Annotated in this window: 23 protein-coding genes; 14 read left to right on the top strand and 9 right to left on the bottom strand. The window is 42.5% G+C overall.

Going from position 1 to position 22,893, the window contains the following annotated elements; translation table 11 throughout:
- Positions 1–118 precede the first annotated feature (118 nt).
- Entirely contained in the window at positions 119–745 is a 627-nt protein-coding gene (locus F885_RS13855; protein ID WP_032859160.1) for an LOG family protein, read from the top strand.
- 57 nt (positions 746–802) lie between these two features.
- On the opposite strand, the gene F885_RS13860 is transcribed toward F885_RS13855, so the two are convergent.
- Positions 803–2,590, bottom strand: coding sequence for a choice-of-anchor I family protein (locus F885_RS13860; protein ID WP_005314696.1), 1,788 nt, complete (start codon positions 2,588–2,590; stop codon positions 803–805).
- 164 nt (positions 2,591–2,754) lie between these two features.
- Here F885_RS13860 and mdtD point away from each other — a divergent pair, with 164 nt between their 5' ends.
- The 8 genes from mdtD (at position 2,755) to F885_RS13900 (ending at position 10,775) form a co-directional block, all read left to right on the top strand.
- Entirely contained in the window at positions 2,755–4,143 is a 1,389-nt protein-coding gene (gene mdtD / locus F885_RS13865) for a multidrug transporter subunit MdtD (RefSeq protein WP_005314695.1), read from the top strand.
- Between the two features lie 153 nt (positions 4,144–4,296).
- Positions 4,297–5,058: a glycoside hydrolase family 25 protein gene (locus F885_RS13870; protein ID WP_005314694.1), complete on the top strand. Its 762-nt coding sequence runs from the start codon at positions 4,297–4,299 to the stop codon at positions 5,056–5,058.
- Entirely contained in the window at positions 5,048–6,115 is a 1,068-nt protein-coding gene (gene dinB / locus F885_RS13875; protein WP_005314693.1) for a DNA polymerase IV, read from the top strand. The genes F885_RS13870 and dinB overlap by 11 nt, the downstream gene beginning before the upstream one ends.
- A 299-nt stretch (positions 6,116–6,414) precedes the next feature.
- Complete coding sequence (creB, locus tag F885_RS13880; protein ID WP_005314692.1) at positions 6,415–7,134, top strand: two-component system response regulator CreB; 720 nt, start codon at positions 6,415–6,417, stop codon at positions 7,132–7,134.
- 3 nt (positions 7,135–7,137) lie between these two features.
- Positions 7,138–8,604 carry a two-component system sensor histidine kinase CreC gene (gene creC / locus F885_RS13885; RefSeq protein ID WP_005314691.1) on the top strand — a complete coding sequence of 489 codons (1,467 nt, stop codon included), beginning with the start codon at positions 7,138–7,140 and terminating at the stop codon, positions 8,602–8,604.
- 75 nt (positions 8,605–8,679) lie between these two features.
- Entirely contained in the window at positions 8,680–10,077 is a 1,398-nt protein-coding gene (gene creD / locus F885_RS13890) for a cell envelope integrity protein CreD (protein WP_005314690.1), read from the top strand.
- A gap of 63 nt (positions 10,078–10,140) precedes the next feature.
- Positions 10,141–10,344, top strand: coding sequence for a hypothetical protein (locus F885_RS13895; RefSeq protein WP_005314689.1), 204 nt, complete (start codon positions 10,141–10,143; stop codon positions 10,342–10,344).
- Positions 10,345–10,418: 74 nt separating this feature from the next.
- On the top strand, positions 10,419–10,775 hold the full coding sequence (locus tag F885_RS13900) for a RidA family protein (RefSeq protein WP_004802050.1): 357 nt from the start codon (positions 10,419–10,421) through the stop codon (positions 10,773–10,775).
- On the opposite strand, the gene F885_RS13905 is transcribed toward F885_RS13900, so the two are convergent.
- From F885_RS13905 to F885_RS13930, 6 genes are all read right to left on the bottom strand, one after another.
- Entirely contained in the window at positions 10,772–11,314 is a 543-nt protein-coding gene (locus F885_RS13905) for a DUF2726 domain-containing protein (protein ID WP_004802049.1), read from the bottom strand. The genes F885_RS13900 and F885_RS13905 overlap by 4 nt on opposite strands.
- A 303-nt stretch (positions 11,315–11,617) precedes the next feature.
- Complete coding sequence (locus F885_RS13910; RefSeq protein WP_005314688.1) at positions 11,618–13,999, bottom strand: YgiQ family radical SAM protein; 2,382 nt, start codon at positions 13,997–13,999, stop codon at positions 11,618–11,620.
- A 208-nt stretch (positions 14,000–14,207) separates the two neighbouring features.
- Positions 14,208–14,594: a hypothetical protein gene (locus tag F885_RS13915; RefSeq protein ID WP_005314687.1), complete on the bottom strand. Its 387-nt coding sequence runs from the start codon at positions 14,592–14,594 to the stop codon at positions 14,208–14,210.
- A 62-nt stretch (positions 14,595–14,656) separates the two neighbouring features.
- Positions 14,657–15,871, bottom strand: coding sequence for an MFS transporter (locus F885_RS13920; RefSeq protein ID WP_005314686.1), 1,215 nt, complete (start codon positions 15,869–15,871; stop codon positions 14,657–14,659).
- A 78-nt stretch (positions 15,872–15,949) separates the two neighbouring features.
- The gene (locus F885_RS13925) at positions 15,950–17,206 is read right to left on the bottom strand and encodes an esterase-like activity of phytase family protein (protein WP_171068193.1); all 1,257 of its coding nucleotides are present in this window, start codon (positions 17,204–17,206) and stop codon (positions 15,950–15,952) included.
- A 152-nt stretch (positions 17,207–17,358) separates the two neighbouring features.
- Positions 17,359–17,763, bottom strand: a complete 405-nt coding sequence (locus tag F885_RS13930; RefSeq protein WP_005314680.1) for a helix-turn-helix domain-containing protein — start codon at positions 17,761–17,763, stop codon at positions 17,359–17,361.
- Between the two features lie 81 nt (positions 17,764–17,844).
- Between F885_RS13930 and F885_RS13935 the strand changes: the two genes are divergently transcribed.
- From F885_RS13935 to F885_RS13955, 5 genes are all read left to right on the top strand, one after another.
- Complete coding sequence (locus F885_RS13935) at positions 17,845–18,336, top strand: DUF2938 domain-containing protein (protein WP_005314678.1); 492 nt, start codon at positions 17,845–17,847, stop codon at positions 18,334–18,336.
- A gap of 11 nt (positions 18,337–18,347) precedes the next feature.
- Complete coding sequence (locus F885_RS13940; RefSeq protein ID WP_005314675.1) at positions 18,348–18,923, top strand: flavodoxin family protein; 576 nt, start codon at positions 18,348–18,350, stop codon at positions 18,921–18,923.
- Complete coding sequence (locus tag F885_RS13945) at positions 18,920–19,138, top strand: DUF2798 domain-containing protein (protein WP_004656444.1); 219 nt, start codon at positions 18,920–18,922, stop codon at positions 19,136–19,138. Before F885_RS13940 ends, F885_RS13945 begins: the two co-directional genes overlap by 4 nt.
- Positions 19,139–19,453: 315 nt before the next feature.
- A complete protein-coding gene (locus tag F885_RS13950) occupies positions 19,454–20,017 on the top strand; it encodes a lytic transglycosylase domain-containing protein (protein WP_005314663.1) in 564 nt (187 codons plus the stop codon).
- A 361-nt stretch (positions 20,018–20,378) separates the two neighbouring features.
- Positions 20,379–20,897: a lytic transglycosylase domain-containing protein gene (locus F885_RS13955; protein WP_081401671.1), complete on the top strand. Its 519-nt coding sequence runs from the start codon at positions 20,379–20,381 to the stop codon at positions 20,895–20,897.
- Positions 20,898–20,952: 55 nt separating this feature from the next.
- Here the strand turns inward: F885_RS13955 and cysK are convergent, their stop codons facing one another.
- Positions 20,953–21,954, bottom strand: a complete 1,002-nt coding sequence (gene cysK / locus F885_RS13960; RefSeq protein ID WP_004802030.1) for a cysteine synthase A — start codon at positions 21,952–21,954, stop codon at positions 20,953–20,955.
- Between the two features lie 190 nt (positions 21,955–22,144).
- Positions 22,145–22,687, bottom strand: coding sequence for a GNAT family N-acetyltransferase (locus F885_RS13965; protein ID WP_005314656.1), 543 nt, complete (start codon positions 22,685–22,687; stop codon positions 22,145–22,147).
- Between the last annotated feature and the right edge of the window lie 206 nt (positions 22,688–22,893).

The following is a 22,893-nucleotide window of genomic DNA, read 5'->3' as shown; positions in this document are numbered from 1 at the left end:
TTTCAAATTCTTTCGAGACGCGACAAAAGTACATTGTATGTAAAATGTGCATAAAACTGTCACAAACCTGATTTAGCCTAGACAAGCACAGCGAAAATGATAAGGTGAAAATAAACGAATGAATAGTGTTCTGATAATGACTGAAAAGAAAACCACAAGCTCTCCCCCTATAAAAACCACTCAATCTCTTATTGCGTTATATTGCGGTTCGCGTACTGGCAACAAGCCAATTTACCGAGACAAAGCCATTGAGCTTGCCCAGCATATTGCCAATCAAGGCTTTGGTATTGTCTACGGCGGCGCCAGTATTGGTCTGATGGGGCAAGTTGCGGATACTGTACTAGAACATAGTGGCGAAGTAGTCGGTGTGATTCCAGAATTTATGCTGGATTATGAAATTGCCCACCATAAACTGACCGAACTCCATATCGTCAACAGCATGCATGAACGTAAAGCCCTGATGGCAGAGCGCGCCAGTGCCTTTATTGCCTTACCAGGTGGTTTGGGTACTTTTGAAGAAATTCTGGAAATTGCCACCTGGGGACAACTCAATCAACATCAGAAACCCATGATTATTTATAACGTCAATCGTTTTTATGATGCCTTGATTGCACAGCTTGATCATGCTGTTGAAGAAGGCTTCTTACCACCGCAACATCGTGCCAAAGTGATTATTTGCGACACACTGGAACAGATTTCAAGTGTGATTAAAAACTTAAATACACCTAGCCATATCGAAGTCTAAAACCGCCCAATATAAAAAAAGCGGATCACATCGATCCGCTTTTTTTATATTGAGAACTTATTGCACATTCACTTGATAGACAGCAGTTGAGCCACTGACTTCATTTCCCACCACCAGTAAAGGCTTGCCATTTGGTGAATCTTTTGCCGTAATGAAAATCAAACCTTCAGGTCCTAAATCTCCCTGCTTGGCCGCATCGGTTTCGACAAAATTACGTGTCGTAAAATATTCAATAAATTTCGGTTTATTCGGTGTAGTGATGTCATACACCATCACTCCACTCATCCGCTCTAAGCCAATAAAAGCAAAGGTTTTCTTACCGATCGTACCAACAGCAATACCCTCAGACTCTGGACCTTTATTATCACTACGATCATCAAAAGCTACCGCTTCGTGGTCACTATTAAAATAGTTCGGGAACAATTCAGCGGTTTTCTTTTCAAACTCGCTGCCTGAGTCCCAAACCAACTGACCTTGAGTATTCCAGATACTGAATGAACGCGCGCCATAAGCGTAGAGCTTGTCATAAGTGAGCAAGCCATTGGCATCTAGTTTGGCTGAACCATCTGCATTGGTTTGATAACCCATGTTCCATGCAATATTGAGACGCCCCAATGCAGCATCATCACGGCATGCACCCGCAGTTGTCGCAGTGGCGCCACAATATGCAAAGGTCACTGGATTGAGTTTTGCCCCTTTCACCCCTGCAGCCAGTTGCTGTAAATGTGCTGGATAATCGCCATCCTTATTAAAGCCTTTGCTGTTAAACAGATGCTTCATTCGGATATTTTCAACAAAACCTTTACTGGCATCGCCCGCATAATAGGCTTTGGAATCCTTCAACCATTCACGGCTATCGCCTTCATTCGCAGTGACCAGATAGGTTTGACCATTGGCTTGATAATTGGCAATCGAGTCAGGTTGATACATCCCGACCAAGCCAGCCCAAGTCTTGATATCAATCTTTTTGTCTTTATCACTGACATCTAGTTCATTGCCAATTTGCCCATGATCTTTATAGCCCAATGGATAAATATCCGTCACTTTCTGCTGTGTAATATCGATCCGAGCAATCGCATTATTTTCCTGCAATGTCACCCAAGCAGTTTTGCTGTCTGCAGAAATGGTTATATATTCAGGTTCTAAATCCTGAGCCACACTCGCATTTGGTCCAAAAATACGTACCCCTTTGCCGATTAAATCCGCCTTTTGTGAATTCCACGCCTTAAAGTCCGCTACGCTGGCTTTAGGTTGTTGAATATTGCTGATATCGATAATGCTGACTGAACCTTCAGGATCAACCGAGTAGTCATCGTTTGGCTCGCCTTCATTGGCCACTAAAACAGTTTTGCCATCGGGGCTAAAAGTCAACATATCGGGCAATGAACCCACAGCAACTTTGCTGATAAAACTTAAGTCCTTGGCATTAAAAAATACCACGATCCCTGTATCGGTTTTCTTCTCGGCTTGGACTGCAATTGCAACAATGCCATTTTTAACCGCAACGCTGTTGACTTCCGAGTTGGCTAAATAGGTACGGGCAGACAGTTCTGCAATATGGACGGGCTTTTCAGGTTTAGATGCATCTAAAACATCGACTAAACCCTTCTGGGCATTGACCACAAAGAGACGTTTGCTTACAGCATCATAAGCGGGAATTTCAGCAGCACTTTTGGCAAAGACATTGGTTTCATAGCGCCCTAATAAACTTAGCTTAATCGTTTCAGGGGTTGTTTCAACTACTTCTGCTGGCGTGTTTGTTTTACTATTGTCGTTGTCATCATTACACGCCACTAACCCCACCGACAGTAACGCTGTCAATAATACTGAAATCCTAAATTTCATGATCAAATTCCATACAATTTATTCTGTATGGCTAATCTAGTCGTTGGTGATGCAAATTCGATGACACTTTAATGTCAGTTTCATGACCACTCTTTGACAATTTTAGGCTTTATTTCACGCACAGTTGCATTAAACTAAAACTGCCTTTTTATCCATCATGGCTCATGACAACGACAACACATCAAGCGGTACAGCCTGAATTCCGAATGTTGGTGCTCTTGGTCTCGATTGGCTTTTTTATGCAAGCCTTAGACACCACCATCGTCAACACGGCAATTCCTGCCATGGCAGTACAACTCAATGAAAATCCCCTGCAAATGCATAGCGTCATTGTGGCCTATGTGCTGTCGGTTGCGGCCTGTATTCCGCTCAGTGGCTGGTTAGCCGATCGTTTTGGCATCCGCAATATTTATCTGAGTTCCATGGTGATTTTCAGCTTGGCCTCGCTAGGCTGTGGCTTGTCACAAAACCTAGAACAATTATTATTTTTCCGCGTCATTCAAGGTGTTGGTGGTGCCTTACTGATGCCCGTGGGGCGCTTGGCACTGTTAAAACTGATCCCACGCTCCCAATTTCTGTCTGCCATGAGCCTGATGAGCCTTGCAGGTCTGATTGGGCCATTGATGGGACCAACTTTAGGGGGTTGGCTCGTCGAAGTAACAACTTGGCACTGGATCTTTTTAATTAATATTCCGATGGGAATTTTGGGAATGATTATGACCTTCAAAGTCATGCCAAACCAGAAAGAACCAAGCGTTAAATCCTTCGATTTAAGTGGCTTTATCCTGTTAATGGTCGCAATGGTAGGCTTGTCTTTAGGCATTGAGAATATTGCAGCATCGCAATATTCCCGCTGGATCAGCGTGGCTTTATTGATTTCCGGACTGCTGGCAGCCACCGCTTATGCCTACCATGCGCATACGCATCAAAATGCCCTGTTTCATGGTCGCCTATTTCGCTACAAAATCTTTTCAATCGGCGTATTGGGCAATTTCTTTGCCCGCCTCGGTAGTAATGCGATTCCCTTCATTTTACCGCTGATGCTGCAAGTCGCCTTTGGTTTTGAACCTTTCTATACCGGTTTAATGATGATTCCACTGGTGCTCGGCTCCTTATTTTCCAAACCGATTATTCGTCCCTTGATTCAACGGGTTGGTTATCGTCGTTTCTTACTCACCAATACCGTTTTAGTCGGTTTATGTATCGCCAGTTTTTCTCTGATGACCGCAACAACGCCATTGTGGTTAAAAGTCCTGCACCTGTTTATCTTTGGTACGCTCAATTCATTGCAATTCGTGGGCATGAATACGCTAACTTTGAAAGACTTAGCACAACAGGATGCCAGTAGCGGCAATAGCTTCTTGTCGATGATTATGATGCTTTCCATGAGTATCGGGGTGGCCTTGGCAGGAACCTTAATTAATCTGTTTGGGCAACAGTTTTCCAGTGCCTCGATTAGCACCGCCTTTCACGCCACTTTGATCACTCTCGGCTGTATTAATATCATTACCGCCTTGGTGTTCTGGCAAATTCCCAAAGAAACCACAGATTAAAAGATGCCCAGAAAATTGCTCAAATGGGACACCATGCAGCATCCAAATGTGTGGCACAATTGTAGACACAGATCAGGTTTCACAAGGCAAAACCTGTACAATTCACTCATAAACAAGCGCGTTATTACTTAGGCACCGCATAACACAAACGATATGGCAAAAAAATCTGCGAAATTTCCATCGACACCACATTATCCGACTTATGCCAGTATCGGTTTAGCGGTCATGCTGGGTGTGGTCAGTTACTTTGGTTTGTTCTATCAGCAGAAAGCATCAGCACAGGATTATTCCATTCGCGGCTTTGATGTATCCCATCATCAAGGCGAGATTAACTGGAAAAAAATCTCGCCGATGCAATATCAATTCGTCTATCTCAAAGCAACCGAAGGCGGTGATTTTAAAGATCGTAACTTTCAGGAAAACTGGCTCAAAGCACGTGAACGTGGCCTGCATGTCGGTGCTTATCATTTTTATCGGCTGTGTCGTGATGGGGCTATACAAGCCGAAAATTTTATTGCGACCGTTCCGAAAAAAGCCGATGCCCTGCCACCTGTGATTGATTTGGAATATGACAGTAACTGCATCAACACCTATACCAAAGAGCAGCTCATCAAAGAAATTCAGGTCATGCATGACCAGTTGCAACAGCATTATGGCAAACAACCGATTTTTTATATTTCAAAGAGCTTTTACCATATTGTCCTAATGGGGAACTTTAACAACACTCCGTTATGGGTCAGAGACTATGAAGGTAAACCTGAGCTCAAAGATGGTCGACAATGGCTGTTTTGGCAGCATAGCAGTCAAGGTAAAATCGACGGCGTTCCCAAAGCCGTCGATTTAAATGTTTATGCTGAATCCCCAAAGCAATGGCGGATTTTTCTGAAAGCACAAGGCATTGAAGATGCCAAATGAGTTACGCAAAATCATCCATATCGACATGGATGCCTTTTATGCCTCAGTCGAGCTCAAAGACCGCCCAGAGCTAAAAGATTTGCCTGTGGTGATTTCCTCACATCATCCTCGTGCAGTGATTGCCGCAGCGTCTTATCCTGCCCGTGTCTTTGGACTCCGTTCTGCCATGTCGATGGGACAAGCCAAAAAACTCTGTCCACAGGTCATCGTGATTGAACCCAATTTTGAAAAATACCGCGAAGTTTCAGCGCAAATTCATCAGATTTTTCAGCAATACACCCCTTTGATTGAGCCGCTGTCTTTAGATGAAGCCTATCTGGACGTGACTGAAAACTTAAAGAATATTGCCAGTGCCACCGAAGTCGCTGCGCAAATCCGTGCTGATATTTTGGCGGTCACAGGACTAACCGCCTCTGCAGGCGTGGCACCGAATAAGTTCTTGGCAAAAATTGCCTCGGATTGGAACAAACCCAATGGTTTATTTGTGATTAAACCGAATCAGGTGCTACGTTTTATTCAAGATTTAGCCTTGAATAAAATTCCTGGGGTGGGCAAAGTCACCCAAGAACGATTACAGCAACTGAATTTACATACCTTGGGCGATCTGCAAAAAATCGACGAAAATGTGCTGATCCATCATTTTGGCAAATACGGCAAACAGCTGTATTTATATGCGCAAGGCATTGATCATCGACCAGTCAAAGCAGAACGAGAACGTCAGCAGATTTCCAAGGAAATTACTTTTGACGATGATTACACCCTTGCTCAATGCAGCCATGCGTGGCAGCCCTTGACCGAGCAAGTCTGGCGCAGTTTAAATAAAAAACAGCTAACGGCTCGCGGTGTGACCGTCAAACTCAAGCTTAAAAATTTCCAAGTCTTACAGCACAGTAAAAGCTTTAAGCAGGCACTACAATCACAACAAGACTTGGGGCAAGTGGTACTACAACTGCTGGATGAAATGCATATTGTCCCAGAATTCCAATTCCGTCTGGTCGGCGTCGGGGTATATCAATTACAGGCGCTAGAAGAAGAATCACAACTTTCTTTGTGGTAGTGCTGATTTTTTACACAAAAGTACAATCCATGCTGAAAATTATGTTTGCTTTTTATCCAGTTTTCAGTACTCTAAGCAACGCAGTAACATTATCCTTGTTATTTGCTTTGCTAAAGAAAACCTCACTTTTAGCATCTGCTCCTGTGGTTGGCGTGACGATCAAATCCGAAGATTACAGGGCACTTCAGGTCTTCTTTCGCTATCCTCTTGTTCCTATAAAAATTCTATATTCCCACTACACTCATAACTTCAGTTAAACTCAGCAGATAAAACTAGAAAATTCTGTATGTACATGCCTTATGAAGCAAAAACAAATTCTCTGTGTCGAAGATGAAGCCGCCATTGTCCTGCCGCTACGTTATGCGCTTGAGCGTGAAGGTTGGCAAGTCAGTTGGGCCAATACAGGAACACAGGCACTGCAATTACTGACGCAACAATCCTTTGATTTTATTATTTTAGATGTCGGACTCCCTGATCTGAATGGTTTCGAAGTCTGCAAACAATTACGTCAAAAAGATCAAACCCCTTTACTGTTTTTAACAGCCCGTGATGATGAAATTGACCGAGTAGTTGGTCTCGAAATTGGGGCAGATGATTATTGCAGCAAGCCCTTTAGCGCACGAGAAATTGTGGCAAGAATCAAAGCGATTTGGCGCAGAATGGAAGCGCAAGCTCAGCCTGTTACAGCCTCTGTAGCAGCGACGAAAACTGAAGTTATTGTGCAATCGGCAATTTGGTCATGTAACCCGCAGTCCTTGCAGATTCATTATCATCAACAAATGCTACAACTGACTCGCTATGAATACCGCTTGTTATTTTTACTGATTCAGCATCCAGAACAGGTGTTTAGCCGCCAACAATTGATGGATCATATTTGGGAACATCCAGAACATAGTTTGGAACGTACTGTCGACACGCATATCAAGAGTTTAAGGCAGAAGCTCAAACAGATTACCCCACATGATGACCCAATTCGCACCCATCGTGGCTTTGGCTATAGTTTGATAAAGTTGAGCTAAAGCATGTCTATCTTTGTCCGTATCTGGTTTTTCTTTAGCTTGGTGGTGGTACTCAGTCTAGGCTTTATCGCCTATACCCTAACTCAACAAGTGAAACCCAATGTACGACAAGTGGTTGAAGACACCCTCGCTGAAAACGCCAATATCATTGCCCAACTGATTGCGGAAGATGTCTATCAACATCAGGTGGATACGCCAGAATTTGATCAAAAAATTCAGGCAGCGTTATCCCGTCAACTGAATGCCACCATTTGGCAGCATCGCAAAGAACAGATTAACCAGCAACTGTACATTACTGATCCCCAAGGCATCGTGATCTACGACTCCGAAGGACAAGCTGTGGGGCAAGACTATTCCAAATGGAATGATGTCTACTTAACACTGCGCGGTAAATACGGTGCACGCTCAACTGCTACCAATCCTTATGATCGCAACAGTAGTGTCATGCATATTGCAGCACCAATTATTTACCAGCAACAATTGCTCGGTGTAGTCAGTATTGGCAAACCAAATCAGTCGGTACAACCCTATATCGAACGTGCTGAGCAACAACTGATTTATCAAGCCCTCTGGATTGCAGCACTCAGCCTGCTCTTGGCTAGTATGGTGGCCTATTGGCTAAGACATAGTATTGATCGGGTTCGACGCTATGCACAGGCGTTGGCACCGGTGAATCAGGCACCTTTCTTTTATTCCGCTAAAGAACTCAATCAAGTGACTCAGGCACTGAGTGAAATGCGGGAAAAACTGGAAGATCGTGGCTATGTGGAGAACTATGTCAATACTCTCACCCATGAACTCAAAAGCCCGCTCACCGCGATTCAAGCCAGCGCTGAATTACTACAGGATGATATCCCTCTAGCTGATCAGCAACAGTTTGCCCATCATATCGTCCAGCAAAGCCAGCGTTTGCAATCCTTGATTGAACGGATGTTGTTATTAACCCGACTCGAAAAAAATCAGCATGTTTTAGAGTTTCAAAACTTAGACCTGAACGAGCTCATTCAACAATGCTTTCAGCAACAACATAGTGCTTTGCAACTGAAACAGATCCAAACACAGCTTGATCTCCCCCAACACTGTGCAATCCACGCCGATCCATTTTGGCTGAAACAAGCGCTGAATAATCTCTTAGATAACGCCAGAGACTTCTGCCCACCACAAGGTAAAATCGCAGTTCAACTTCAGCAAGACCCAAGCCATCACAACATCACCCTACTGTTTTTTAATGAGGGCGATGCGATTCCTGAGTACGCCTTAAACCGCGTATTTGAAACCTATTTTTCTCTACCGCGTCCGCATAATCAGCAACGCAGTACTGGCATTGGGCTCAGTATCGTCAAACAGATTATTCAGCAGCATCAAGGTCAGATTAGCATCCAGAATATTCAGGCAAATAGCCTCGACGTCTTACAAACTCATCGATCTGGTGTGCTCTTGACCCTCACACTTCACACAAACTTCATCTAAGCTTCAAACCGAACTCATCCGAAGCGCATATCGCATGTAGATACTGGTCATATCCTAATGACCATGGAATTTCATATGCGTCGCAATTTTATCAACCTTAAAATCGGAGCCATTTTGTTCCTGATTTTAATTTTTTATATCGGTTTATTTTTTATTTCGGGCTTAGTCTCTGAACGTCAAAGCTATCAACAACAAGTCATTCGCGACATTGCCAATGAACAAATTCGTCCACAACAAATCGTTGCCCCTTATTTAAAACTGCCTTATCAAGTGCAAACCACCTGTACCGATGAACAAAAGAAAAGCTATACCTGTACGCAAACCCTATTTGTTGCTGTAGGTGCTGAAACGACCGACTGGAATGCTCAATTTAAAGTTTCGGACAGTACCTATAGACGCAATATTTACAAAGCAATCAGTTATCAAAATTCGATGTCAGGCAAAGGTACATTCAAGGCCATCGATAACGAAGTAAAACTTGATTATCTATGGGAACAGGCGGAAATTATTTTCCCAATCCAAGATGCGCGTGGGCTGAATGCCAAACCTGTATTCAATATTGATGGCAAGGTCTATAAGTTCGACTTTTCTGAGCAAAGCCAAGGACAACGCGGTTTTGACTTAATGCATCTGACGGCTAAGCAATACCCTGAACTGGTGCAAAAGTTCCAACAGGGTTTTAAGTTTGGCCTGCAGTTCGAGCTTGAAGGACTGAGTGAATTCAGCTTCATTCCAACCAGTTATGAAATGACCTATCAAGCCACAGGTAACTGGGGTGACGTCAAATACGATGGACAAAGCCTACCCTTTAAAAAATCCAGTGAAAAACGCCAATTTCAAGCAGACTGGAAAAATATCGCACTGGGTAAACGTAATTTAGAAAATGTGTCGCTGTGTGAAAATAGCCAATGCTTTTATAAAATTTTAAATGCTCAAGATCCTGTACCAACAGCAGCGGTAGAAACATACGATACAGGCACCCCAGCAAATATCTCTGGTATTTCCACTCAATTCCTAGAACCTGTCAATATCTATACCCAAACCGATCGTGCCATTAAATACGGTGTGATGGTGATCATCATTACCTTTGGTTGCTTCTTCCTGTTTGAAGTCTTAAAACAACTCAAAATCCATCCTGTGCAATATGCACTGGTTGCGATGGCACAAGGTGTGTTCTTCGTGTTGTTACTTTCGATCAGTGAATATTATGCCTTTGCACTCGCCTATCTAACGGCAGCAATCGCTTGTGTCGGTCTCATCACATGGTATTTATATTTTGTGGTCAAAGGGATTAAGCCTGCGCTGTTATTTGGGATTTTATTGGGTGTGCTCTACGGCATGATGTATCTATTACTCCAATCCAGTGGCAAGACCTTCTTATTTGGCTCCATCCTGTCCTTCATCCTGATTGCCTGTGTCATGTTCATCACCCGTCATGTCAACTGGTATCAATCCGAACAACAAAGCCAATAAAAATATATAAGGGCGAAGTAATGTCTTCGCCCCTTTTCACGGCATTGATAAGGAATAAAAACCATGTACCAAACGACTTATTTAGCGTTAAAGCAACTTAAACAGCTATGTCCTTTACACAGCTCGATTGCAAGCTGTCTGAATCAATTACGGCAAGCCAAAATTCAGTTTTTGAATCTGGGAAATATTATTATTTGCCCACAACAACGCTGCATTTTGGTTTTCAAACATCGTAACTTAATGGAAATAGAAAGTTTTTTAGCCTGATTTATAGAAAATTACATTGCAGCTGAATGGCATCAAGTACAATCCCCACTATACTTTTCGATTTGGGAATCACTATGTCTGTGCAACGCCTTCATGTCACATCACGTTATTGCGAAGTTGCAATTTCAGGAAATCTTGTTCATTTAGCAGGTCAATTGGCTGATGATACCAGCGTTGATGTAACCGCACAGACACAGCAGACCTTAGATAATATTGATCGTTTATTGGCAGAAGCAGGTACAGATAAAACTCATATTTTATCTGTACTGATCTTTTTAAAAGACATCGAAAAAGATTATGCAGCCATGAATGCGGTATGGGATGCATGGATTGCTGAGGGACATCCCCCAGCACGTACCTGTGTCGAATCTAAACTCTACACACCTGATGTTTTGGTTGAAATGACAGTCACTGCGGTTCGCCCAGATTAATAAGATTTAAATGCGAATTCATTATATTTCATCATTCGATCTGCTTTAGGCAGCGACATTGATGCTGAGGTACCTGCCGCTGAAATAGCGGTAGGCTCAAACAAATCAGGCACTAAATCTTCTCTGAGCTCCTGTTCAGTCGGAATGCTGCTATAACGCAGTACACGATAGCCTGCCAATTCAAGTAAACTATCTTGATAATGCTTTTGATGCAGGCGGTTCACATAAGATTCGTCAGCAATCTCAATAATCGCAAGCACTTGATGCTGCTGATCTAAAATGACGAAATCTGCAACTAAACCTTGATACTTCCGACGTGTGTGCGCAAATTTAGTGGTCAGTAAAGCATCAAAAGACACATGCGCCAACACGGTATGACGTGGTAATACAGCTTGTAAACGCATCAAGGTAATTTGCTCCGCAATATTTAAAATACCACGGCGTTTTAATGGACTGTCCTGACGCCTATTTTGTTGTAAGCGACGAAGTGCAAGTGCTGTGATTAACAGCAACCCAACTGTTGTTATAAAATAATACATTTCTAACTAATCCCTTTAGATTTTTTATAATCATTTGGCTTTATGCCAATTTTTTTAATCAAGAACATCGATAGCAAAGTCATTTTGCAGTGCAAACTTAAGTTTTTTAATCGTGTTTTCCTAGACGACCAAAGTCGTAATAGCCCTCTGCACTTTATTTATAATCATTCGTTTGCCAAGATTCAAGTCGTTATTGTCAGTTTATGTTTCTATGGGCGATAGTTTTACGATCAAATTGTGATCACATAATAATTTAGGCATAAAAAAGAAGGCATGAACTCTCATGCCTTCTTCTATACCCAATTAACGAGGTGCTTTGGTTTTAGACTTTGGCTTTCCTGAAAATGGTCTTTTCTCACCCGTTTCACGTGGTGGTAAACCATTATGTTGGGTTAAGACCTGTCCTTTTTGCGGACGCTGTTGACCAGACTGCGAACGAGATTGGCCTTGACCACGTTTTGCAGAATCCCCTGCGACAGATGAATTCTTCTTACGTGCCGATTTATATTCACCTTCAGCAGTACCTTGTGGCTGATACGTTGGAATCAAATGCTGCTTTGAATTTCCGATTAAATCTACACGCCCCATCTCTTTCAAGGCTTCACGTAATAAAGGCCAGTTGTTTGGATCGTGATAGCGTAAGAATGCCTTATGCAGACGACGACGCTTTTCGCCTTTCACGATATCCACATTTTCCGTATAACGTGCCACTTTAGACAATGGATTTTTGCCTGAGTAATACATTGTGGTTGCCGTTGCCATTGGCGATGGATAGAAGGTCTGTACCTGATCGGCACGGAAGCCATTTTTCTTCAACCAAATCGCCAGATTCATCATGTCGTAATCGGTGGTACCCGGATGTGCGGCAATAAAGTATGGGATTAAATACTGTTCCTTACCTGCTTCCTTACTGAAACGCTCAAACATTTGCTTAAAACGATCATAAGTCCCGATACCTGGTTTCATCATCTTCGATAATGGGCCATTTTCGGTATGCTCAGGCGCAATTTTTAGATAACCACCGACATGGTGCTGTACCAATTCTTTCACATATTCAGGGTTTAGGACTGCAAGATCATAACGTAGACCAGAACCAATCAGAATCTTCTTCACCCCTTTGATTTCACGGGCTTTACGATAAAGCTGAACCAAAGGTGCATGGTCTGTATGCAAGTTCTGACAAACGCCTGGATAAACACAAGAGGGTTTACGGCAATTCTTTTCAATTTCAGGATCTTGGCAATGCAAACGGTACATGTTTGCCGTTGGTCCACCTAAGTCCGAAATAATCCCAGTGAAGTTAGGTGCAGTATCACGGATCTTTTCAATTTCACGTAAAATTGAATCTTCCGAACGGTTTTGGATAATACGACCTTCATGCTCGGTAATCGAACAGAAAGTACAACCACCAAAACAACCACGCATGATATTCACAGAGAATTTGATCATATCAAATGCTGGAAAACGCGCATTGCCATAAGCTGGATGCGGTAAGCGTGCATAAGGTAAATCAAACACATAATCCATTTCCTCAGTGGTCAGAGGAATTGGCGGAGGATTGATCCAAACATCACGCTCACCATGACGTTGCACCAATGCACGCGCATTACCAGGGTTGGTTTCTAGATGCAAAATACGATTGGCATGTGCATAGAGCACCTGATCCTCAGCCACTTCTTCATAAGAAGGTAAACGGATTACAGCCAATTCGCGTGGTGGTAATTTATGTTTAATTGCTTTTGATGGTGCAGGTTTCAGCTGTACGATCTGCGTATCTTGATCTAGATTGTCGCCTTCACGTACGATTGGATTTGCCACAAATTCTTTTTGGAAGTTTTGATACTGCGCCAATGAGTTGCCTTTTTCTTTTTCAACTTCACAGCCATCAATATCTTCAGTCATCACATAAGGATTGATGATCTGATCAACACGACCAATGGTATCAACATCGTTACTGGCGATTTCAACGAATTTTGCTTTCGATTTTTTATTATGTTTATTAATAATAAATGCAGTACCACGAACATCAGTGATCTCGTGAACTTTTTCACCTTTGGCTAAACGATGCATCACGTCGATAATGGCACGCTCACCATTGCCATACATCAACAAATCAGCTTTAGAGTCCATCAAAATTGAACGACGGACTTTGTCTGACCAATAGTCATAATGTGCAATACGACGTAAGCTGCCTTCAATTCCACCAAGTAAGACTGGAACGTCTGGAAAAGCCTCACGACAACGCTGACAGTAAACCGTGGCTGCACGGTCTGGACGTTTATTCGCTTCATTATTTGGTGAGTACGCATCATCAGAGCGGATTTTACGATCTGCCGTATAACGGTTGATCATTGAATCCATATTCCCTGCGGTCACACCCCATGCAATGGTTGGCTTACCTAAAACGCGGAAGCTCTCTACATTGGTCCAATCAGGTTGCGCAATAATTCCGACACGGAAGCCTTGTGCTTCAAGTACACGCCCAATCACACCTGATACAAAAGATGGATGGTCAATATAGGCATCGCCACAAACTAAAATAAAGTCACATGCATCCCAGCCGAGTAGATCCATTTCTTCTCGTGACATCGGCAAAAATGGTGCGGGTTCAAAACACGACGCCCAATATTTGTCGTAATCAAACAGCGCTTTAGGCGCAGTCTGCATGGTATAGGCAGTAGACATAGCTTGCGAATCTCGGCTAGCAGATGAAGGAGAGACATTTATCGGGGTTGCTGGTATTTTAACCCCTAAAATGAAAGCCGATCATTTTAACATGAATTTCATTCATTTTCCCTGTTTATAAAACATTCAGGAACAAGGGGATAACAAATTATTTGTATAAAGTTTAAGCAAAATATAAATATGAGCATTAAACTGAAGTTTTAACTAACTAGGAAGCAGTAGTGGTTATTCCATTTGATCGAACCACCTCTTTGACCGTATAACCCGACTCAATATAGCCGCTACCTCCAGAAACGGTTTGACCATTCGCAAGTGTCACTTCCAACTGATATCCACCTTCGCCCTGTACAAAGAATTGCGTTTCTATTGTCTTGTTATTTTCTAAGGGCTGGAAAAAGATCTCATGCTGCACACCTGCTGTTTGCACATGTAGCTTCAGCTGACTAATCATTTGCCCGCTGTGATTTGAAATTTGCATGTGGACTAAGGGCTGAAACCAATAATTAAAGCCCGCAGTTAAAGCACCTATACAGAAGCTCATCCCTAAAGAAAGGACGACTAACACTGGTATAAATATATTTTTAACTAATTTCATTCTATTTCTTTATCTTTTTATATTGATTCAAAACTTTAAAACATAAATCTAAAAAACAAAAACTAATCAACTTTCTGAATCAGTAAAGCCTTTAACCGCAACGCTAAAAATAGCCCTATTGCTAAAACCACAGCCACCATAAGATTTATTCCCGTCCAGCCATAGTTCTCCCAGACCAACCCACCACTACTGCCCAATAAACTCGACCCCATGTAATAGCAGAATAAATACAGCGAAGAAGCCACTGCCCGATACTGAACCGCTTGAACCGAAACCCAACTGCTAGCCGTCGAATGTGCCGCAAAAAAAGAAAAGGTAAAAATGGTGAGACCCAGTAAGATGGTCCAAAGCGCTGGAATCAAAGTAATCAATAGGCCGATGATCATCATCACCAGTAAAACTGGCAATACTTTATCCCGTCCAAATTTAAAGCCCCATTGCGCAGCTTTGGGTGAGCTATAAATCCCTGCCAGATAGGCAATTGAAATCAGACCAATCCATGTTTGCGATAGATGAAACGGGGCTTCTAATAAATGGTAACTGATATAGTTAAAGACCGTGACTAAGCAGCCCATTAGAATAAAACCTTGGGCAAATAAAATGCGTAATTTCGGGTCTTTTAGATTTTGCTCAAAGGCTGCTTTAAAACGTGAAAATCGGAATGGAAATGGTTTGAAATGCTGTGATTTAGGTAGTAACAGATAGAATAAGCAGGCAATCACAAAATTCAGAAAACCAATAATATAGGTTGCCGATTGCCAAGAAATAAAATCAACCAAAACGCCTGCAATCAGACGCCCCCCCATACCACCAATCGCCGTACCTGAGATATACAGCCCCATGGCAAAGCCGATATCCTGCTGTGCAATCTCCTCTCCGATATAAGTCATTGCCACAGCGGCAACCCCACTGACCGCCAAACCAATCAAAACACGGGTACTTAGAAAGATTTCCCAGATTGGAAAAGAAGCACTGATCAGCAATAAAATCGAAACCAGAAATAAGGCACATACCATGATGGGTTTACGCCCAAAACGGTCAGAAATAAAACCAGTGAACAACAGGCCAATCGCAAGTGCAATGGTGGAAAAAGACAGAGGAAAACTACTGTGGGTCGGAGTGACATGAAAGAATTCTGCAAAGATCGGCATCATCGGCTGTACACAGTACAACGAGGAAAATGACGCGAAACCTGCAAAGAACAATGACCATAAAATCGCAGTAAACGATTTCGAACCATATTCAATATGGGTTGGGCGCAGCACTGATTCAGACATGAGGACTCCTTATGCCCGATCAGTATACGCCTTCGACCGAAATGCGGAATGATCATTTCGGCCATTTTTATCAAATGTTTAAAATAATGCTTTAGGCAGGCGAATCTGAATGATTTCATTATCATCGGCGAGTTTGGCATTACGGCCCGATGAACCTGGGAAATTATTGTCATTCAATACCGTCAAAGTCGTGCCATTTTCAATAATCACATCTTCAATGGTTTCAAATGGGAAGGCAAACACCTTGCCTGTACCAATATCTCCATCACGCGCTATGCCATACAGCCCATTCGGGTTGGCAATTTTGATTAAATCAACCAAGTCTTCGCGTGCCACCACCTGCTTCGGCTCATTGAATTTAATCCGAATCAGTTTCTTATGGCCACCGAGATTATTTTGACTCACATCGCGCTCAATAATGATGCCTTCTTTGTCATTAAACAGCTGGAAGTCACCAATATTGGTGGCTTTACTATCCAGTACAAACCAATAATAAACACCCGTATAGGCTTTCTTCTGAAGATCAAATTGAGAGATCAGCAGCCGACCTGTCGAGTCATTCAGCAATGGCTTTTCCAGTAGCGGATACAGGTATTTGCCATCAGGTGAAATTGCCATGCCTTCAAAACCACTACTGCGCCCCACCAACGGCTCAACATAATTGATATTGGCTTTATTCAGCTGGTTTTGCGGAGAGCGTAATTCTTGACTCGGATTAAATGGATTTGGCAAAGCAATCGGTGCATCGAGTAACACACCATCGGCTGAGAAATGTAGTAAGAATGGGCCAAATTCATCACCAATCCAATAAGTACCATCTGGCGCACGTTGCATTGATTCAGGATCAAAGTCTGCCCCTGTCAATAAACGTTCTGCCGTATTGCCATTCACAATCTCAAAAGGAATTCGCTTATTGGGATCACGTAGCTGAATGAAGCTTTGTACGGATACTTGTCCTGTACCTTTACTTTTGGTTTTAAAATCGGCTTTGATTTTATAAATGCGTAATAAAAAATCAGCTGAATTATCCTGTGTGCCAAAACCATTATCGGCCATAGCCATATAACTGCCATCCTCATTTTTTAAGGCAGCAGAAAAGCCCTGTACAGGTTGTCCTTTAAAAGGTGGATAGATGCCATTGGCCCCACTCACCGCTTTACCTGAATCTGGTCCAGCGGCATAAGTTGCGACAGGAAGCTTGGCGAAAGAAATCAGCGTGGGTTCTGTGACTTTGTCTGTCGATGTATTCTGATCTAGATTATTGTCATCATTATTACAAGCCGTTAAACCCAAAGCACTACAGCAGAATAAGGCCAATAAAGTTTTCTTGTTCATGGTTTTATACATTTGGTAAAAAATTAGGCAAATTAAAACAAGTTTTTATGACGCTTTTACTGCAATAAAATGAAGTCTTTATGGCGAAAAGATGACAATGTAACGCCATGCTTGGCTCTATAAATAAAATAAACCCGCTCCATTCAATATCATTAAAGCTTGATCGGATGATATTCACCAGCAATCGCAGCTTTTAAAAAGTTTTGAAAGGTTGGGCATTGCATATGATTTTCTGCGGGACATACCGCAGCATGTCTCAGTCCTTGGCTGATAAAGTGCAAACGTCGGGTCATTTGTTCCAGTTGCTCTGCTTTCTCATTGAGCATGGCTCGGTCCAATTCGGGCTGACCACCCTCCCCAAACATATGCGCAATTTCATTGAGGGAAAAACCTGCCGCCCGCCCCAAAGCAATCAATGCCAATTGATCCAAGACATGCTTGCCATATTGTCGGCGTAAGCCATGACGGCCTATTGATTTGATTAAGCCTTTTTCTTCGTAAAAGCGTAAGGTTGAGGTGCTCACATTGCCCCGTTTAGCCACTTCTCCAATATCCATAAATACCCCTTGACTTCAAGTTGACTTGAACTTGCACACTATCTTTATCGCGTTTTATGCAAAAAAGAGCAAGGTGAAAAAATGGAAACTGCGGAACTGTTATTTCAAATCCTCTGCCTAGGTATAGGGGCCACAATAATGATGGATATGTGGCTATTGCTGTTAAAAAGACTCCACCTCCCAAGCTTAAATTTTGCCTTACTGGGTCGTTGGGTCGGTTGGATGTTTCGGGGCAAGTTCATCCATGCATCGATTGCGCAAAGCCCTGCCATTCAAAGGGAATATGCCTTGGGTTGGTTGGCACATTACAGTGTCGGCATTCTCTTTGCATTCAGCTTTGTCCTGATTGTAGGCGAAGCATGGTTATTGCAACCACAATTCATCTCTGCCTTTATTTTCGGGGTGATTACAGTGCTCATTCCCTTTTTCATCATGCAACCGGCTATGGGCGCAGGCATGGCCTCAACGAAAACAGCACAACCTTTGCAAAATTGCCTACGAAGTCTGATTAACCACGCTATTTTCGGCTGCGGTTTATATCTCAGCGCTCAATTGCTTGTACTGTTTCACTGAGGGAACAAACCATGAAATCCATTGCCATTGTTTATCATAGTCGTCAGGGCCATACTCAATTTATTGCCCAACAGATTCAACTCGGTGCCACACAAGCTGCACAGCTTAAAATTGATTTATTCACCGCTGAACAGCTAATATCACAACCTGAATTACTCTGTCACTATGATGGACTGATTTGGGGTTCACCAACCTATTTGGGTGGTGTCTCAGGCACATTGAAACAGTTGATGGATGCCACAGGACCTTTATGGAAAAAACAAGCATTTAAAGGAAAGTTAGCTGCAGGATTTACCGTTTCCTCGCTACCCTCAGGTGATAAGCAATCTACACTGATTTCACTTTTCACCTTTGCGATGCAACACGGTATGATATGGGTCGGTAATCCTATTTTACCTGAGCAACATCAAGGTGTTCCTTATACGCAAGCGGCTAATCGTCTCGGGTCATGGTCTGGCCTTATGGCACAAGCTGAACATGCCAGTGCGGAAAATGCTTTTGATTTTGGCGATATCAAAACCGCTCAGTTGTTTGGACAAAATTTTGCTTTGAGCTTAAGTGCATATCAAGGAGTGATGATCACGTGAAAGCAGCAAGTCTTTTATTTCCATTGATTTTATCCTGCATGATGTCTTTTTTAATCTCTGGCATCACCACATTAAAGGCAGTCGGTTTTATCGATCATTTCTTTGCCATGTGGATGTCAGCATGGATCGTAGCGTGGATGTTTGCCTTTCCTAGCGTATTGGTCTGCGCGCCAATTGCACAAAGGTTGGTCGGCTGGATTCTAAAGAAACGCTAATTTGCACTTTGTAAGTAAAAGCCTACAGTGACTGTGGTGATTGGCGAATATCCCTGATGAGATAGATTCGCTAATATATCAAGCATAGAGAGACAGGATGTCTCATTCAGAATAACAAGAAGCACAGGATGTGGTCGTTGACAGGAGTTGGCGGCAAGAAACCAAATATGAGAAAGCCTCGACAGGATGTCGGGGCTTTTTTATTCGGCTTAATATCTAAAACTAAACGATTTACCCCTATAGATTGCATTGACTGTCATCGACTTGCTCCCTACCATCCGCATGTTTTATAGATGACGGTCAAATTTTTCCACGATGATAATTCACAAAAAATTTTCTTTTTCATATTTTCAAATCTCATTTGCCAAATTAGCACTCATTTTTTTCAGTACTTATCTCACCGTTGCTTGTACCAGTACCAAAGGGCCCAGTATTAACCACTCGCAAAAACTATCTTCTGGTATTCAAAATGCTTTTTCAGTATCACCAACAACCGCAAATCGGGTTGCTCCCATCATTCTGCAAACAGCTGAGCGCCATAATATTTCACCACATTTGTTGGCTGCGCTGATTCGTCAAGAATCTAGCTATAGAACTCGCGCACGCTCTTCAGCAGATGCCGTGGGTTTAACCCAAGTACGCCCAAAATTCTGGCAACAGTTCTGCCCTGGTGATTTATATGATGAACACGTCAACATCAATTGTGGTGCCTACATCTTAGCGAATTACTATCAATCCACAGGCGATTGGTCCAAAGCCCTCGGTTATTACAATGTTGGTCCTACAGGTTACAGACGAAGCCCCTATATGCGCCAGCAAGCTGAACGCTATGCGAACTCGGTTAAACGCCATGAACAAAGCTTAAAAGAAGCGCTATAAAGTTCTGATGTAAGCAAAAACCTACAATAACTGCGGTGATTGCCGAATATACCGAATGAGCTAAATTCACTAATATATCAAGTATAGAGAGACAGGATGTCTCATTCAGAACAACAAGAAACACAGGACGTGGTCGTTGACAGGAGTTGGCGGCAAGAAACCAAATATGAGAAAGCCTCGACAGGATGTCGGGGCTTTTTTATGGCCACTCTGATTCATTCATTACCGTAAAATAACTCCTATTGACTCCCCTAAACTGAGTGCATACCATCCTTATACTTCTGTTTGGTATCGGGTTCTGGTTTTGCACATCACATCGACTTCTTCTGATCAACTTGCGGCCTTTAAAGCGTTTGCCACAATCATTTTAAAGATCAGCCTTGTTGTGCTAGCAATCAGTCTATCTGCATGTAGCAGTTTAAGCGGATCCTTTGCCAATCGCTCGAACCAACTTTCCTCAGGTTTGCAAAATGCGTATTCGGTTTCTCCGACTACGGCCAATCGCTTATCGCCGATGATCATTCAAAGTGCTGAGCGTTATGATGTATCCCCGACTTTACTTGCCGCGCTCATTCGCCAAGAATCGAATTACAACAGTTCAGCACGTTCGCCAACAGGGGCAATCGGTTTAACCCAGATTATTTCCAGCCATTGGCGTCAGTCTTGCCCTGGTAATCTCTATGATGAGAATATCAATATTAACTGTGGTGCACATGTGCTCTCGACCTACTATCGATCTGCTGGCAGTTGGTCTAAAGCGGTCGCCTATTACAATGTTGGACCAACAGGCTACGAACGCAGTTTCTGGACACGGCATAAAGCCAAGAAATATGCTCGTTCGGTCAAACGCCACGAAAAAACCTTAAAGAAAGCGCTTTAAAATCAATAAAAAAACCATGCCTCAAGCATGGTTTTTTATGGGCTGAATCACGAAATTACGCTTCGTCAAATAAACCTTCAAATAAAACTGAAGATAAATAACGTTCACCGCTATCCGGTAAAATCACCACAATAGTTTTGCCTGCATTTTCAGGACGTTCAGCAATTTGCGCTGCTGCCGCTAATGCTGCACCACTTGAAATACCGACTAAAATCCCTTCTTGAGTTGCGCACTTTCTTGCCCACTCAATTGCATCTGCGCTATTCACTGGCAACACTTCATCCACTAGATCCAAGTCTAAGTTCTTAGGAATAAAGTTTGCGCCAATTCCCTGAATTTTGTGTGGCGCAGGTGTGATGCTTTCACCACGTTTAGTTTGCGTGATGATTGGTGATTCTGCAGGTTCAACTGCAACTGAATACAATGGTTTATTTTGAACTTGCTCAAAATAACGTGAAATCCCCGTAATGGTACCACCTGTACCGACACCAGCAACCAAGATATCCACTTGACCATTGGTTGCCTGCCAAATTTCAGGGCCAGTGGTGTCGGTATGAATTTGTGGATTGGCTGGATTCTCAAACTGTTGTGGTAAGAAGTACTGTTCTGGATTTTCAGTGGCCAAACGAACGGCTTCATCTACCGCGCCTTTCATACCTTTGGCTGGATCAGTCAGAACCAGATTCGCGCCTAAAGCTTTCAGTACTTTTCTACGCTCTAAACTCATACTAGCTGGCATGGTTAAGGTAATTGGATAACCTTTTGCTGCTGCGACAAATGCCAAAGCAATCCCTGTATTGCCACTGGTTGGCTCAACAATATGCATACCTGTTTTAAGTACACCACGTTTTTCCGCATCTGCAATCAACGCTGCACCAATACGACATTTCACTGAGAATGCAGGGTTACGGCTTTCCACTTTTGCCAGTACCGTTGCACCTGTTTTGATGAGGCGATTAATACGGACTAAAGGTGTGTTACCAATCGCTTCGGCATTATTTGAATATACTGCGATACCGAGGTTGGCAGGTGTTGGAAATTGCTGATCGGTCGACATGTTATTTCCTTATTAGATTTGGAATGATTCTCAATCATTATAGGCTTGTCAGCCAAGGAGGAAAGTAGAAAACGTTAAGATTTATGAAAAGTTATAAATTATCGAAGTGAAATACCAACCGATTCTTATCTTTATACAGTCTTTAAATTAAAATAATTTTATTCAATATTAATACGCTATACAGTGATTACTACCAAAGCTCGCCCTCTCGCCAATCCGCGCAAATAGCATCATCAGCTGTATGATGTGATAGTAATTCTTTCAGCTTAGCACTTAATGGATACAACAGAATTTCATTCTCATCTGTCAAATAAGTAGAGCTATTTTGTTTGATATATAAATCCCCCAACCAAGAAATCCAGCCTAGTTTTTTATAGAATGCATCATCTTCGGGTTGTAATGCAGCAAGTTCATAACCCCAAGTCGTTAAAGCATCGATCAAATATCTTAATAACTGTGATGCTAGCCCCTTCCCCCGCATCATTTCATCAGTCGTCACATATTCAACATAAGCAGTTTTTACACTGATATTGTCATTAACAATGAACATTCGATCCGTCCATAGAGCGTGCGATACAATCTTTTCATCCAACATACCGACTAGATGAGAAGCTTTTTGCATGAAGGCATACTGACTCCAAGGATCTTCATCAAAAGCTGTAAAACATAACTCAGCAATCTGTTGTCGCTGTAGTCTATCTAGATCTTGAGCGGCAAGAATTTTAAACTGCATGAACTGATGCTCGATTCAAATTGTTTATATTTTAAGCAAGGAAAGGGAGAGTATGAAGTATTTTTAGTCAGATCTAATTAAAATAAGTGGATATATAAAATTCCACAGATAAAAAAACACCCCCAACGGTTAGGTTGGGGGTGTTTGATATTTAAAAGCTGGCGATGACTTACTCTCACATGGCAAGTGCCACACTACCATCAGCG

Source organism: Acinetobacter higginsii, from assembly GCF_000369845.1.
Taxonomy (GTDB): Bacteria; Pseudomonadota; Gammaproteobacteria; order Pseudomonadales; family Moraxellaceae; genus Acinetobacter; species Acinetobacter higginsii.
Note: the sequence above shows the minus strand (reverse complement) of the source record. Positions and strands in the feature narration are given on the sequence as shown.

Coding starts and splice junctions, on each gene's coding strand:
- F885_RS13965 (WP_005314656.1), bottom strand. CDS start 22,687: ATGCAGTTTAAAATTCTTGCCGCTCAAGATCTAGATAGACTACAGCGA.
- F885_RS13935 (WP_005314678.1), top strand. CDS start 17,845: ATGGAAACTGCGGAACTGTTATTTCAAATCCTCTGCCTAGGTATAGGG.
- F885_RS13940 (WP_005314675.1), top strand. CDS start 18,348: ATGAAATCCATTGCCATTGTTTATCATAGTCGTCAGGGCCATACTCAA.
- F885_RS13925 (WP_171068193.1), bottom strand. CDS start 17,206: ATGAACAAGAAAACTTTATTGGCCTTATTCTGCTGTAGTGCTTTGGGT.
- F885_RS13950 (WP_005314663.1), top strand. CDS start 19,454: ATGATAATTCACAAAAAATTTTCTTTTTCATATTTTCAAATCTCATTT.
- F885_RS13860 (WP_005314696.1), bottom strand. CDS start 2,590: ATGAAATTTAGGATTTCAGTATTATTGACAGCGTTACTGTCGGTGGGG.
- F885_RS13895 (WP_005314689.1), top strand. CDS start 10,141: ATGTACCAAACGACTTATTTAGCGTTAAAGCAACTTAAACAGCTATGT.
- creB (WP_005314692.1), top strand. CDS start 6,415: ATGAAGCAAAAACAAATTCTCTGTGTCGAAGATGAAGCCGCCATTGTC.
- F885_RS13900 (WP_004802050.1), top strand. CDS start 10,419: ATGTCTGTGCAACGCCTTCATGTCACATCACGTTATTGCGAAGTTGCA.
- creC (WP_005314691.1), top strand. CDS start 7,138: ATGTCTATCTTTGTCCGTATCTGGTTTTTCTTTAGCTTGGTGGTGGTA.
- F885_RS13855 (WP_032859160.1), top strand. CDS start 119: ATGAATAGTGTTCTGATAATGACTGAAAAGAAAACCACAAGCTCTCCC.
- F885_RS13920 (WP_005314686.1), bottom strand. CDS start 15,871: ATGTCTGAATCAGTGCTGCGCCCAACCCATATTGAATATGGTTCGAAA.
- F885_RS13910 (WP_005314688.1), bottom strand. CDS start 13,999: ATGTCTACTGCCTATACCATGCAGACTGCGCCTAAAGCGCTGTTTGAT.
- mdtD (WP_005314695.1), top strand. CDS start 2,755: ATGACAACGACAACACATCAAGCGGTACAGCCTGAATTCCGAATGTTG.
- F885_RS13905 (WP_004802049.1), bottom strand. CDS start 11,314: ATGTATTATTTTATAACAACAGTTGGGTTGCTGTTAATCACAGCACTT.
- F885_RS13915 (WP_005314687.1), bottom strand. CDS start 14,594: ATGAAATTAGTTAAAAATATATTTATACCAGTGTTAGTCGTCCTTTCT.
- F885_RS13930 (WP_005314680.1), bottom strand. CDS start 17,763: ATGGATATTGGAGAAGTGGCTAAACGGGGCAATGTGAGCACCTCAACC.
- dinB (WP_005314693.1), top strand. CDS start 5,048: ATGCCAAATGAGTTACGCAAAATCATCCATATCGACATGGATGCCTTT.
- cysK (WP_004802030.1), bottom strand. CDS start 21,954: ATGTCGACCGATCAGCAATTTCCAACACCTGCCAACCTCGGTATCGCA.
- F885_RS13870 (WP_005314694.1), top strand. CDS start 4,297: ATGGCAAAAAAATCTGCGAAATTTCCATCGACACCACATTATCCGACT.
- creD (WP_005314690.1), top strand. CDS start 8,680: ATGCGTCGCAATTTTATCAACCTTAAAATCGGAGCCATTTTGTTCCTG.